Consider the following 13,028-nt stretch of genomic DNA (forward strand, 5'->3'; position numbering starts at 1 on the left):
CTCCTTGGCCTGCGATTCAGATGGCGAACTTGCCTTCGATGAAGAAGGTGCGGCCAGCGTAGGGGTGATAAACGAAGTAGCGCGTGTCGAACAGGTTATCCACGCCGATACCGATTTGCGTGCGCGCAGTCGGTTTGTAGGTGAACTTCGCATCGACGACGGTATAGGTGCTCGTGCCGCCAAACGTGTTCGGATTGTTGTCGGTATTGGTCAGCGTGTTGTACTGACGGCCCGAGTAACGAATCGCGCCGGTCACTGCCGTCTTCGCATTGAAGCGGTAGGTCGCCACCAGATTCGCGCGCCACAGCGGAATCCGATAGAAGTACTTGCCAACTGACGCTGGATTATTCGTGTTCGCCATGATCTTCGACTGCGTGTACGTCAGGCCGGCGGCGATGTCGAGGCCTTGAAAGAGGACGTCCTGACCGTCGAAAGCCGTATCGATTCCGCGCGAGCGAACCTTGTCGATGTTCTGGAAGTTCGTGACGTTGGGGAAGACGGTCGTATTTGTCTGACTGAAGATCGTGTTTTTCACGTCGTCCTGGAACAGCGAAACGCGCACCTTGCCGACCTCCAGTTGCCACTCGGCGCTCAACTCCTTCGCGAGATCGTCTTCTGGGCGCAGTCCCGGGTTGTTGTTGACGATGTTCGTGCCGGTGATCGAGCCCTGGAAGAGCTCGGAGACGGTCGGGAACCGGTAGGCGCGTGCGATGGATGCGCGCAGCGTCAGGTCTTGCGTCGCCGCGAACGCTAGCGACAGCTTCGGCGAAAAGTGGCTGTCGGACGATCCCGCATACGGCACCGTCAGGCCGCCGAGCGTGCGTGCCCCAGAATAGGCGCGCCAATCTTCGTAACGCAGACCTGTGGTCAGTTTCCAGCGCGGCAGGAACTGCCATGTGTCCTGGGCATACAGTGCCTGCGTGAGCGTATTGCCGCCGAACGCATTGGCGAGCGACGTATCGTTTCCGTTGACCCATGCCGACGTGTTGAACGTGCGGTTATCGAGGAAATACGTGTCGAAGTGATAACCGAACGCCAGCCAATGCGCGCCCGCCCCGACCTGGGCGGGCGTATAGGTGCTGCGCAGGTCAATCGACTTCCAGCCGGTACCGTCGCCATACGTGACCGTCCCCGGTCCGTTGCCGGGCGCTCCGGTGCTGGCCGTGCGGGCCTCGCTTTGCGAAATATCGAAGTACGACGCGATGGCTTCCCAATTCCAGCCGGATTTGTGACGTGTCTTGAGCGACAGGCCGTAAAGCAGGTTCTCGCTCACGCCCTGACTCGGCGCAAAAGCCGATGCCGGAATGACATATTGGTAGCCATTGATGTTGACCGTCCCTGAATACACCGGATTGCCGTTCGCATCGCGCAGGAACGTGCTCGTCTGACTGTTGTAGTTCTGATGCCAGTAGCCAAAGCTGAAGCCGCCTTGCAGCGTCGGTGTGAAATCGTAGGTGGCCTTGAGCTTGAGCTGGTCTTGCGTCACGCGTTCGATGCCTTCTCCGTTCACTCCCATCACCACACCCGGCGTGCCGTTCTGGTCGCGATAGGAATACGCGCCGCTCACGACCTTGGCGCTTGCCGTGGCAGGCGTGGTCGATTGCGTCGCCGTGTAGAACTGGAGCGGTTGTCCCGTGTTCTCCATGTGGTCGACGCCCACCAGCAGCGACAGGTTGCCGAACTTGTCGCCAACGCTCGCACTCACGTTGCTGCCGTTGAAGCTTTGATTCACCCCGAACAGGTCAAAGTGCTGGGTGAAACCCTGAACCTTCGCGTCGGTCACGAACGTCTCCGGCATGCGGGTCGTGATGAGCACTGTTGCGCCAATGGCATTGCCCGGATAGAGCGCGGAGAACGGCCCGTAAATGACATCGACTTGATCGATCTCCTCCGGAAACACCATCGACCAACGTGGCGCGAATGTCCAGGTGTTGCCAAGGAAGTTGCTCAACAGCAGGCCGTCGGCGTAGACAAGGCCGCGAGCCGTTTGCGAGTTGCTCGTCCCACGCACGGCGATGGTGGAATTCAGATCGCCGATGAAACGGCGTCGAACGGCCATGCCGGGGACATATCGCAAGGCGTCTTCCGTCGTCTCGACGTTCTGGTACTGCAGTTGGTCCGCGGTGACTGTGGCGCTCGCGGCGGGCAAGTTCGGATCGAGTACGTGCTTGGGCGTGCGCTCGGCGGAGACGGCGACGGATGTCGGGGCGAGTTCGACGGCGGACGGTTGAGTGGTGTCGTCGGCGTACGCGACGGCCGGCAGCATGGCGGCCAGCGCGAGCGCCAGCGGCGTCTTGCGCGCAAAGGGAGAGAGCATGGATTTTCCTGACTGCGATGAGCGAATGACGACCGGCAGGCCAATGCATTGCAATGGCTTGCCGGGCACGAAAAGGCGTCAATCAGGAACGGTGCGGCGGGGCCCGGGCGGGCGGAATGTAGGCGAGCGGACGGGGTTGTGGCGCGACGGCCGACGTCGGACCGGCCCGGGCGATCCAGACAAACGACACCGCACTGGCGTGCGGCGGCATGACCAGCGGCGGGTGGTTCGCGAGCAACGAGCAATAGCCGCAGGCGTCACCGTGCCCGCCATGATCGGCGGCCGGTGCGTGACGCATGTCCGCGTGCGAATCGTCGTGCGCGATGGTTGGCACGGCCGACGGCGTCAATCCGTCTGCGGTACAGAAGGTTGCGTCGATCTGCGAAACGCTGGCGCGGTGCGCGGCCAGCCACTGGCTCACGATCGGCACGCAAAGCGCCAGGCACATGGCGGTCAAGCCAAGCCATGCGCTGAAACGTTTGCGTGAGCGAGTGAGCATCGTGGTGAAAGGCCGATTTTCGGTCCGCCGGGAAGGCCGAATCTGGAATTCGCCCGGATCGTATCACGAATGCGTCGCATTCGCTAAAAGGTGGGTCTCCGATATATCAAACGCCGCTTCGCCGCTTGTCCGCCATCCACACCCAAGGTGGCGACGAGGAATCTCATGATGTCTTGCGTCGCTTGCGTGTGGGCGTGGAGGGCGCCAGCCGGACGTCATCCTCTGCCAGCCTCTCCGCCAACGCGTCGCGCATCAACGCGACTGGGCGAGCGAGCCGGCTCGGCAACGCGCCGTGCACGAGCCAGACGTTGAGCCCGCTTCGGAACTCAGGCACGTCGAGGACTTGCAGCGCCTTGGCATGCGCACTGCGTGCAAGGACTTCGGGGGTGGCCAGTCCTATGCCGAGGCCGCGCGCAACCAGCGACAACTGCAGCTCCGAGCCGAACGCTTCCACCGCAACGTTGAACGGCAATCCGGCCATCGCCATCGCCCTGGCAAGCCCCGAGCGCATGCCGCAGCCGTCCTGATTCAGTACCCAAGGATGATTCGCAAGATCGGCGAGCGTCGCCGGCTTGTCGGCCAGCCCGAAGGCGCTGGGCGCGACGACCACCATGGGCTTGCGCGAGAGAAGCGTCGACGTCACACCTTCGGGCAACGCCATGCTCTCCGGCAGTAGCACGACGGCGGCATCCACCTTTGCCTGCTCGAGACTTTGCAACAGTCCCGGCGACCATGCCGCCGTTATGCGAAGCGTCAGCTTCGGGAAGGTGTTGCGCAGAAAGTCGATGGGTTGTTCCAGCGCAAGCTCCGAGAGAAATGGCGGCACGCCGATACGGAATTCGCCCGACGGCTCCGTATCGGGCGAGGTAACGGCTTTCAGGTCGTCGACCGCGCGCAACACCGTGCGGGCCAATCCGTACACCTCGCGTCCGGCAGGCGTCGGCTTTAGCGGCTTGCTTTGCCGGTCAAGCAACTCGACGCCCAGCATCTTCTCCAGATTCTGGACGCGTCGTGTGAGACCGGGTTGCGTCAGGAAAAGCTTCTCCGATGCCTGTGCCATCGATTCGCTTTCGACCACGGCGATGAAAGCCTGCAAGTCATGTGTGTTCAAAACAAATTAGCATAATGAATATAAACATAATTCAATTGTGGCATAACGAACCTGTTCCTACAATCAGCCGAACCGTCACCCCCTGTGACCTTCAGTCATTCATCGGAATCGAAACATGACTCAGCCGGCTACCCCCTGTTCGCGCGATGCCGTCGTCGCGCCCATGCCACCATCGCCAGCGACGCCTGTCACGTTGACCACGCCGTTGACAGTATTCTTTGCCGCCGCGGTCGGCATCGTCGTCGTGAATCTGTCGGCGGCGCAACCGTTGACCGGGCCTGTCAGTCGCGCGCTGAAGCTGCCCACGGAGCTTGCGGGTCTGATCGCAATGCTGCCGCAGCTCGGCTACGCGACGGGTTTGCTACTACTCGTGCCGCTGTGCGATCTGGTCGAGAATCGCAGACTCATCTTTCGGACGCTCGCCTGCTGCGCCGCGTTTCTTGCGCTCGCCTCGTTCGCGCAGTCGGGCGGCGTGTTCCTCGTGTCGGTGTTCCTGGCGGGGGCGACGTCGAGTGTGATCCAGATGCTCGTGCCGATGGCTGCGTCGATGGCCCCTGAGAGCCGTCGAGGGCGGGCGGTCGGAAACGTGATGAGCGGCCTGATGCTGGGCATTCTGCTGTCGCGTCCACTCGCGAGTCTGATCGCCGGCGCGTGGGGTTGGCGCACGTTCTACGGCGTTGCGGCGTTGGCCAACGCGTTGCTTGCGGTCGTGCTGTACGCCCGGTTACCGAATCGCAAACCACAGGCCGGGGCACGTTATCCGGCTTTGCTTCGCTCGCTCTGGACGCTTTTGCGCACAGAGCCGGTCCTGCAACGGCGCGCCATGCAGGCGGCGCTCGCGCTCGGCGCATTCAGCGCGTTCTGGACGGCTATCGCACTTCTGCTCGCACAACCGCCGTTTTCGCTTGGAATGCAGGGGATCGCGGGCTTCGCACTGGCTGGTGCCACGGGCGCCGTCGTGACACCGCTCGCCGGATATCTGGGGGATCGTGGGCAGGGTCGCACGACGCAGTTCGTCGCCCATCTCGCAATGATTGCCGCTGTGCTCATGCTTGGCGCTGCGGGCGCCGGATGGGGCGGGTTCTCGCCAACGACGCACCCGGGCCTGGCGCTTGCGCTCCTGGTTGCCGGCGCCGCGACACTCGACGCCGGCGTCATTACGGACCAGACGCTCGGACGGCGCGCCATCAACCTTATCAATCCGCCGGCACGCGGCCGGTTGAACGCACTCTTCGTCGGGATCTTCTTCGTAGGCGGTGCGTTTGGCGCGGTGCTCTCGGGTGCCGCGTGGGCGTGGGACGGATGGCGTGGCGTGTGCGTCGTCGCGCTGGGATTCAGTGGCGCGTTGTTCATCCTCGGCTGCGTGGACCGTGCGGCGGGGCATCACTGATGTGCGACGGTGGTTGTGCGCGGGGAGGCGTCCACCGGGCATTCTGAACACCGCCGGCGTCGTCAGCACCGACGCCACGACGAGAAGTCGCGCAGTGTCAGGCACCGCCGTCAGCCACATCGATGGCGGCCCGGGAGGCAACGCCAAATTTTCGCGTCAACCTCTGGTTGACACCCATGCCAGGCCAGCCGATGATGCAACGTCGTCGCCAACGGCGACTCCCCGCCTCGGGCAGGGCCGTCCTACCGGCTTCTGAACTATGTCGCCGGACATGCGCGACCGTTTCGTCGTACTTGATTTCGAAGCCATTACCGACGAAAGTGCAACTTGTCTCGTCACACGTCGTTATGAACCGCTGCAAGGCGCGGCGCTGGCGTTTTGGGAGACGTTCTGGCGCGTGGCGCGGGAGTTGGCTGCCTCGTCCGACGGTCCGACCCGCCGGATCTTCAGCATGGTGGACGCGGCGGGTGAGGCCGGGCGCGGTGCCGGCTCCCATGTGAGCGCACGGCAAACCCTTACCCAATACGGCTGATCGACGATGGCAGCGGTTGCGGACGAACGCGATGCCCATGCGTTCAATTTCGTCAACCCTCCCATAACTGTCTGGGGGACGCTGATGGGACGGTTGCCCTTTAAAGTTTGCAGCTGTTGTGAGATGACATCGAATTTTGCGGCGCTGGGCAGCCCAAATGCCACAATCGGCATGCGCACAGTCCTTCGCGGGAAGGACGAATCGGGTCATCTGGAAATCCGTCGCTCAATTCAAGCCGCGCGATCGTCCAGGCTCGAATCCCTGGCATCGTGCTTGAGCGCAGGTATCAGACATCATCCCGTCGTAGATTGCGCTATTGACGCGTACGTGCGACATCGGTCACCGCCCCGGGGGGGGAACTGCGGCCAACGTACCACCACGAACTTTCCCGTTTGACGGCTTTGCCGTCCGGCGGGGAGACTCCGAAGATTGATCAGTGCGTGCGACGCGTGATACGGTCGAACGCAAATCATTGATTGCACACACGCTAATGGCATCGAAGGGACAAGCATTCGCGGCGGAGACACGGAATTTCCGCGGCGTTTTGGGGAATCGGGGAAGTCGTAATGTGTTCGGCCGTTGGTTGCGCCGCACGCGCGGCATGGTCACCGGTTCGCTGCGGTCGTTCGTCATGCTCACGACGATGATCCCGGCCGGCATGGCCCTGGCCGCAGCGCCATCGGCAACGCCGACAATGCCCGCCCCAGCGGCCATGGCGCCGTTGTCGTCCGCCGTGCCCGACATCGCGCTCTATTACGGTCGCGACCTGCCGGTCGACGCGCTGCAGTCCTTCGATTGGGTCGTCATCGACCCGACACAAACTTCGGCGCCCGACGCATCGCTCACCCCGCATACCACCTGGTTCGCCCGCCTGGACGCTCGCGACACCGTGCAAACGCCAGAGGCGTTCGTCGACGCGCGCGTCGCGCCGCTCTGGGCGAAAGGCTATCGTAATTTCCTGATCGACGACGGCGCGCCGCTCGTGGCTGATGCCGATAGCGACGCGCGCATCGCCGCGCGCGTGAAAGCCGTGCGCGCCCGTTATGCCGATGCGCGTCTCGTACTGCGAAACCACTTGAGCCTGGCGTCGTCGCTGGCCCCAGCGCTTGCCGGTGTGCTGGCCGACGGGTTGTTGCATCGATACGACGCTCGGGCGATGATTTTCGTCGACACACCGGCCGACGCGCGACAGTCCGCGCTCGACCAGCTCAAAGCGTTGCGCGAGCAATCTCATCTGCCGACGTTTGCGATGGACTACTGCGCGAGCGCGGATGTGGCCTGCCGTCGCGATACGGCGCGCACGCTCAACCAGACGGGCGTGCGTGCGTTCGTCACCGATCCGGACGTTGAGACGGTCGGTGTCGGCCGCATCGAAGTGATGCCGCGCAAAGTGCTGATGGTGCAGGCGCCGGGCGACGGCGAACCGATCGACCTGACGACCGGCGCGCGCGATATTTCCATGCCGCTGAACTACCTCGGTTACGACGTGCAGTATGTCGACGTGAACAAGGGCCCGATGCCGGCCAATGTACGTACCGACCGCTATGCGGGCATCGTCGTATCCATCGATCGCAATGTGAACAATGCCGGCGCGTGGCGACGCTGGCTGCTGGCCCGCATTCATGACGGCATGCGCGTGGCGGTGATCGGACAGTTCGGTTTCCCGATCGATCAGCAGACGGCTCAGGTGTTGGGCCTCGAGCGCGTGGCGGGCACCGTGCCCGGCTCGGTGGTGCCGAGCGTGGTGAGCAAGGCGCCGATGATGGGCTTCGAGATCATGCCGACGCCCGACGTGCGCGACGCCCTCGGCGTGCGCGTGGGACCGACCGGCCAGCCGCTGCTGCGCCTGCAAGCGGGCACCTACACCTACGACATGGCCGGCATGTTGCCGTGGGGCGGCTATACGCTCAACCCCTATGGGGTGACGTCGCTGGCCGGCATTGGGCAGGAGCGCTGGGCGATTCAGCCGATCGATTTCCTGCGCCAGGCGTTGGCGCTGCCGCAGATGCCGGTGCCCGACGTGACCACCGAGAACGGCCGCCGACTGATGTTCGTGCACGTCGACGGCGACGGCTTTGCCTCGCGCGCGGAATTCCCGGGCGTCGACTACGGTTCGATGGCGCTGTATGAACAGATCTACACGAAGTACCCTGTGCCCACGACGCTGTCGGTGATCGAGGGCGAGGTCGGCGCAAAGGGGCTGTATCCGAAGATTTCGCCGCGTCTCGAAGAGATTGCTCGCAAGATGTTCGCACTGCCGAACGTCGAGATCGGCACGCACACCTTCTCGCACCCGTTTAATCTGGAGCAGATCAACCAGACCACCGGCGAGCGTATCACTGGCAAGGCGAACAAGGAGTGGGGCGGAGACGATGCCTTCTCGCTCGACATCCCCAACTACAAGTTCAACCTCGATCGCGAGATCCAGGGGTCGATCGACTATATCAACGGGCGTCTTGCGCCCCCGGGCAAGAAGGTCGTGGTGCTGCAATGGCCGGGCGATGCGCAGGCCCCCGCGATTGCGATTCGCAAGGCATGGGCCGCGGGCGTGCTGTCGATCAACGGCGGCGACACGATCATCACGAAGACGAACAACAGCTGGACCAACATCGCACCGTACGGCGTAGAAAAGGGCAGCCTGCCGACCGAGTTCCAGGTGTATGCCGCCGTGATGGACGAAAACGTCTACACGAACGACTGGCTCGGGCCCTACTACGGCTACACGCGCGTGCTCGAAACGTTCGCCATGACCGACAAGCCGATTCGCTTCAAGGCAGTGAACCTTTACTACCACATGTACTCGGGCACGAAGGTCGCATCGCTCAATGCGCTCAAGGAGGTCTATAACGCGGTGCTCAAGCAGCCCGTGTTCCCGATCTTCACCACGGAATACATCCGCCGCGTGCTGGACTGGCGTCGCGTGGCCGTGGCGCGCGAGGTGGCCGCCGACGGCACCACGCGCTGGCGCGTGCGCAGCGGTGCCGATTTGCGCGAAATGCGCTGGCCGGGCGCGGGTGTGCCGGTCACGGGGACGTCCGATGACGTCGCGGGCTATCTGCCGGGGCCGGGCGGGCTGTACATCCACATGGGGGGCGACACCGCTGAGTTCTCGATCGCCCCGAAGGGCGCTGAGCGCACACCGCACATCGACGAAGCCGCCGGGTTCATCCGCGACTTCCAGCGCACCGGGCGCAACCTGTCGTTCCGCTTTGGCGGCTACTACAAGCCGTTCGTGAGCGTGGCCAATGCCGCCGGTTGTCGCATCAGCGTCGACGGTGTGGCCAAGGGGCGTGCCGATGGCGCGGGTCGCCTTCGCGCCGAGGTCTCCGGCGTTGCCGAGAAGCCGGTCGTCATGCATACCGTGGGGGTCGACTGTGACTGACGCCGCTCGCCCCGATCCCGACAGGATTGCCGACTCAGTGACTGGAAAACCGTTCGACAGGCGCGAACGGCTGAGCGCGCCGTGGCTGACGGTCGCGATCGGCGCAGGCATCGTGCTCGCGCTTGCCGCGGCTCACCCGAGCGACGACGACCAGACGCGCGCGCTCGCCGCGCAACCGCCGAGCGAACTGTCGGTGGCCTATCTCGAAGCGTGGCTGCGCATTGAACCCGGCGCGCCCCGTTATCTCGATCTGCTCGGCCAACAATATCTGGGGCTGGGCCGTTGGGACGACGCGATGGGTGTCGCGAAGACGCTGCGCGGCATGTCCGACGAGCCAGACCGCCGTCGCGGCATTCTGCTCGCGCTGGCGGCCACGGAGCAGCGGGCGTACGAAGTGCCCGCCGACGATCCGCGTCGCGCCGAGCGCATGGCGCGATACGTGGAACTGCTCGACGCAACGTCGCAGTACCAGTGGGACGTGCCGACGCTGCGCATGCTGGCGGAAAAGGCCCGGCTGGCAGGTGCCCAGAATTTGATGCTGCGCGACTACCGCCTGCTGGCGGCCGCCGATGCCAAGAACGCCGCGCAATGGCAGGAGAAGCTGGCGGACGCCGCCTTCGCTCACGCCGCGTATGACGATGCCGCCAATGCCTATTTCGCCGCGCAAGACGCGGCGACCACGCGCGACGATCGCCGGCGCCTGTTCCTCGCGGGCATCCGCGTACTCGTGTCGGCGAACCAGATTTCGCGCGCATGCGCGGAAGGCGAGAAACGCGTGGGTGACCTGGCCAACGATCCGGTAACCCTGCGATATCTGCTCGATGTCGCTCGTCAGGCGGGTCGCCCGGACCTGATGACGAAATACGCGCGGGCACTCACGCAACTGTCGAGCCTGGTGCCGCCGTCGCGCGGGGCGCATGTGCAGCTCGCCGGCTGGTTGCCGGGGGTGACCGCCGACGGCCGCGGGCTCGACGGCGCCGGTCGTGCGCATCTGCGCTATCTCGATGGCCCGGAAGGCGTACGCGCACGCGAGCGCATGGACGCGTATCGCATCGTTCGTGTCGCCGATGTGGGCTTGGCCCGTGGCGCGAGTGCGGCGGATGCCGCATCGGACGCATCCACCAAAGCGACGAAGGCGGCGAACGCGGACAAGACGTCCAGGCCGGACGCCCCTGGGAAATTCGATTGGCAAGCCGGTACGGCAGCCGCGACGTCGGCTGCGAGCGGTGCCAATGCAAACAGCGTGACGGCGAACGATTACGACGTGGCCTTCAAGGCGTTTGTCGAAGCGCGTCAGCTCGACGACGCCGAAAAGCTCGCGCAGCAGGCGCTGCAACGCAAGCTCGATCCACTCGTCTGGACGCGCCGTCTCGCGCAGGTCGCGCAATGGAACGGGCATCCCTCGGTCGCGCTCACCTATTGGCGCAAGTACGCCGACGCCACGGGCAACGCCGAAGCGTGGCAGAACGTCTATCAGCTCGCGCCGCAGCTCAATGACGATCAGGCCTATCTCGCGGCACAGATCTTCGAGGCCGAGCGCCAGCCGAGCGATCTCAAGCTCAAGGACGATATCGTCAATACCTACGAACGTCTCGGCCGCCCCGACGAGGCGCTGGCATATCTCAAGCGCCATGCGGTGGGCAATCAGCGCCGCGGGCTGCTGGAGCGCGAGGGCGACGTTGCCCAGCGCGTTGGGCAGGACGCCGAGGCGCTGGCGACGTTCGAGACGCTGCAAAAGGAATTCGGTCCGTCGCCGGCCTATGCGCTGCGCATTGCCAGCCTGATGTATCAAAAGGGCCAGGTGAAGCCGGCGCTGGCCGAGCTGCGCAGGGTGCGCGACATCGCCGGAACGCTGCCGGACGACGCGCGCTACTGGCGCACGTACGCCGAAGTGGCACGCCTGGCGCAAAGCGACGAAGACGCCAACTACGCGTATCCGCGCCTGTTGCGCACGGGCAAGGCCGAGGCGCTCGACCTCAATGCGATGACCTACTTCTATCAGGGGTATCCGCTCGATGCCGGCCGTACGGCCGAAGCGGAATTCCGGCAGAACGATTCGGATATTGCGCTCCAGTCGGCCATCTACTTCTACACGACGGCGCGCGCCTATGATCGGGTGCAGGCCCTGCTCGACGGTCTTGACGCCGAGCAGCGCGATCGCTTCGCCAAGTCGAGCGAACTGCTCTCCACCCGCGCGACCTATTATCAGCAGATTCAGCGTTGGGACGCGGCGCTGGCCGATCTGCGCGCGGCATCCCGCCTGGACAATGCGGGTGACGAAGTGCGGGTTGCCTACCTGTGGGCGCTGGTCGACTATGGCAGCGACGACGCGCTCGGCATGGCGCTGCATGACTATCGTCCGCTCGTGGCCGGAAACGCCGAATACTGGGGGGCGTACGGGGCCGGTCTGCTACGCCTGGGCAATGCGCGTGAGGCGTTGACGTACTTGCGCCAACAGGCGTCGCTCTCGGACGACGACCCGCTGTGGATGCTCTCGCTCGCCGACGCCGAAGAGGCGGCCGGCGATGCCCATACCGCGTGGCGCATTCGTCGCGGCGCCTGGCGCGATCTGCAAACGCGTGCCCAGACCGGACAACTGCGCATCGCCCCGCGCCGGCGGCCGGGCGCGGTGGTGCAACGCCTTGCGGCGCAGACCTCGGATAACGACGGCGTGCTCGAAGCGCAAGCCGCGCGTGTCACGCTCGCGCAAGTGTTCTCGAATGGCGACACGTCGCGCCAGTTGTTGGCAAATCTGCTGCGCGATGACCGTCGTTCGGCCGACAGCGCCAAGGTCGGCGACTCGCTGCTGGGCGAATCGGCCGAGCTGGCGCCGCTCAAACCCGCCGGCGACGCGACCGACTCGCCGGCGACGCGCGACCCCGGGTTGCTCTCGCGACAGGCGGTGATCAGCGCGACCACGCGCGACGTCGGACTGGCGTGGGCGCTGTCCGGCGAACACTTCGATCTGGCCCGTGCCTGGCTGGCGCGCGAATACGCGAATCGTCTGCTGCGCCCCGCCGATGCGGAGATTGCCCTCGCGCTCGAGAACAACGACCGCGACAAGATGGCGCAACTGCTCGACCGCCGGCAAGGTCGCATGCCGATCGAAAGCGAGGTCGATGCGAACGAACGGCTCGGACGCTCGACCCAGGCCGAGACGCTCGCATGGCGTGCGGCCGACGGCGCACCGAACAACGACGCCGTGCACACGACATTCACGGACACGATCCTGCGCGATCGATCGAATGCGGGCTTCGATCTCTTTTATTCGCGCCAGGCGCCGCTGAGCTATCTGGAGAGTTCGCTGATCGGCAGTCTCAACCTCACCAGCCGCATCGGTGTGACGGTCGAGGCGATCCAGCGCAATCAGCGAACCATCGACACGTCGCAGCTTGCCTGGGTGCCGGCGCATGACCGGATCTTCAACTTCACCGTGCGCGATCGCACCGTGGAGCGGGATCTGGCGTTGACGGTCGGGCATCGCAGCGAGTTGAACAGCTTCTTCACCGGACTTGCGTCGGCCGCATTCAACCGCAATACGCCACTGACCACGACATTCCAGGCGGGCTATAACCAGTTCACCGACATTGCGCCGAACACGCAGGTCGCCGGAACGCGCGACTTCGGCAGTGTGCAGATGCTGTGGGCCGGCGATGGTCGCTGGTACGGCCAGGCGAACGCCGAGTACGACCGTTTTCATGCGCAGGACCGCGCGTACCTCCAGGGCAATCGCACGAAAAATTGTTTACACACAATGGGTTATGAATGGGGGTTGTAAACGGGTGCGAAGAAGCGTT

General features: G+C 64.5%; 7 protein-coding genes. 4 read left to right on the plus strand and 3 right to left on the minus strand.

Annotation, left to right across the window (positions count from 1 at the left end; translation table 11 throughout):
* Window positions 1–16 precede the first annotated feature (16 nt).
* The 3 genes from PCE31106_RS18955 to PCE31106_RS18965 form a co-directional block, all read right to left on the minus strand.
* Window positions 17–2,317, minus strand: coding sequence for a TonB-dependent receptor (locus PCE31106_RS18955; protein WP_150564351.1), 2,301 nt, complete (start codon window positions 2,315–2,317; stop codon window positions 17–19).
* An 82-nt stretch (window positions 2,318–2,399) separates the two neighbouring features.
* Window positions 2,400–2,816, minus strand: a complete 417-nt coding sequence (locus tag PCE31106_RS18960) for a DUF2946 domain-containing protein (RefSeq protein ID WP_150564352.1) — start codon at window positions 2,814–2,816, stop codon at window positions 2,400–2,402.
* A gap of 163 nt (window positions 2,817–2,979) precedes the next feature.
* The gene (locus PCE31106_RS18965; RefSeq protein ID WP_150564353.1) at window positions 2,980–3,927 is read right to left on the minus strand and encodes a LysR family transcriptional regulator; all 948 of its coding nucleotides are present in this window, start codon (window positions 3,925–3,927) and stop codon (window positions 2,980–2,982) included.
* 163 nt (window positions 3,928–4,090) lie between these two features.
* Here PCE31106_RS18965 and PCE31106_RS18970 point away from each other — a divergent pair, with 163 nt between their 5' ends.
* The 4 genes from PCE31106_RS18970 (at window position 4,091) to PCE31106_RS18985 (ending at window position 13,009) form a co-directional block, all read left to right on the plus strand.
* Window positions 4,091–5,317 carry an MFS transporter gene (locus PCE31106_RS18970; RefSeq protein WP_254441183.1) on the plus strand — a complete coding sequence of 409 codons (1,227 nt, stop codon included), beginning with the start codon at window positions 4,091–4,093 and terminating at the stop codon, window positions 5,315–5,317.
* A 259-nt stretch (window positions 5,318–5,576) separates the two neighbouring features.
* A complete protein-coding gene (locus PCE31106_RS18975; protein WP_150564355.1) occupies window positions 5,577–5,849 on the plus strand; it encodes a hypothetical protein in 273 nt (90 codons plus the stop codon).
* Window positions 5,850–6,417: 568 nt separating this feature from the next.
* The gene (locus PCE31106_RS18980; protein WP_150564356.1) at window positions 6,418–9,231 is read left to right on the plus strand and encodes a bifunctional glycoside hydrolase/polysaccharide deacetylase family protein; all 2,814 of its coding nucleotides are present in this window, start codon (window positions 6,418–6,420) and stop codon (window positions 9,229–9,231) included.
* 37 nt (window positions 9,232–9,268) lie between these two features.
* The gene (locus PCE31106_RS18985; RefSeq protein WP_150564357.1) at window positions 9,269–13,009 is read left to right on the plus strand and encodes a tetratricopeptide repeat protein; all 3,741 of its coding nucleotides are present in this window, start codon (window positions 9,269–9,271) and stop codon (window positions 13,007–13,009) included.
* The last annotated feature ends 19 nt before the right edge of the window (window positions 13,010–13,028 follow it).

The sequence above is a fragment of the Pandoraea cepalis genome, from assembly GCF_902459665.1.
GTDB lineage: Bacteria > Pseudomonadota > Gammaproteobacteria > Burkholderiales > Burkholderiaceae > Pandoraea > Pandoraea cepalis.